The sequence below is a fragment of the Vibrio sp. 2130-1 genome (assembly GCF_033339515.1).
In genome coordinates, this window is the sequence record NZ_JAWOUT010000313.1 from 1 (window position 1) to 678 (window position 678).

Annotated in this window: 2 protein-coding genes; both read right to left on the reverse strand. The window is 49.6% G+C overall.

Annotated elements, in window-relative coordinates; translation table 11 throughout:
• The coding region (leuD, locus tag R7Q09_RS25935; protein WP_318143917.1) for a 3-isopropylmalate dehydratase small subunit at positions 1 to 275 on the reverse strand (275 nt) is incomplete at its 3' end.
• Between the two features lie 11 nt (positions 276 to 286).
• The coding region (locus tag R7Q09_RS25940) for an aconitase family protein (protein WP_318143918.1) at positions 287 to 678 on the reverse strand (392 nt) is incomplete at its 5' end.

The window sequence follows — 678 nt, forward strand, 5'->3', positions numbered from 1 at the left end:
AAAGCCCAAGGTGCGTGTTCACGAGATGAGCCACAGCCGAAGTTTTCACGCGCAAGTAGGATAGAAGCGCCTTGGTAACGTGGCGCATTCATTACAAACTCAGGGTTTGGTCGCTCGCCTGCATCATCAAGGAAGCGCCAGTCATGGAAAAGATGCTTACCGAAACCTAGGCGAGAAACTTTTTGTAAAAACTGCTTTGGAATGATGGCATCCGTGTCAACGTTGGCGGCATCTAGAGGCACAACCAAACCAGTATGTTGTTTAAAACCTGACATGATTGTTCTCCCTAATCCTGTTTATCAAAAGTTAATTCACGAATGTCAACAAAGTGACCAGCGATAGCTGCCGCGGCTGCCATTGCAGGGCTAACCAAGTGGGTACGACCATCACGGCCTTGACGACCTTCAAAGTTACGGTTTGATGTTGATGCACAACGCTCGTGAGGTCCCAAACGGTCATTGTTCATTGCTAAACACATTGAACAACCTGGTAGACGCCATTCAAAGCCCGCTTCTTTAAAGATGACATCCAAGCCTTCGGCTTCTGCTTGTGCTTTCACCTGTTCTGAGCCCGGGACAATCAATGCTTGAACGTGCGATGCGACCTTACGGCCTTTCGCCACGACGGCGGCAGCGCGCATGTCTTCGATGCGAGAGTTCGTACAAGAGCCAACAAACA